Annotated in this window: 1 protein-coding gene; it reads left to right on the top strand. The window is 51.5% G+C overall.

Going from position 1 to position 332, the window contains the following annotated elements:
- The coding region (locus FEF65_RS13315; protein ID WP_138240301.1) for a transposase at positions 1-332 on the top strand (332 nt) is incomplete at both ends.

The following is a 332-nucleotide window of genomic DNA, read 5'->3' as shown; positions in this document are numbered from 1 at the left end:
CCTGATCAGTCGCTGTTGTTGCCGCCATCGTTATCGGATTGGCTGCCTTCGGGTCACCTTGCCTATTTCATTAATGACACGGTTGATTCACTTGATCTGTCGGCATTTCATGCCCGTTATTCGGGCGGTGGTCCACGCAATCAGCCATTTCACCCATCAATGATGGTGAAGATTCTGCTTTACGGTTATGCGACCGGCGTTTTCTCGTCTCGCAAGATCGCGAAGAAATTGCATGAAGATGTGGCATTCCGTCTTCTGGCCGCGGGTAACTATCCGGCCCACCGCACGATATGCGATTTTCGTGCATTGCACCTGAAGGAGTTATCCGACCT

Source organism: Mariprofundus erugo (assembly GCF_005818865.1).
GTDB classification, from domain to species: domain Bacteria; phylum Pseudomonadota; class Zetaproteobacteria; order Mariprofundales; family Mariprofundaceae; genus Mariprofundus; species Mariprofundus erugo.
Note: the sequence above shows the minus strand (reverse complement) of the source record. Positions and strands in the feature narration are given on the sequence as shown.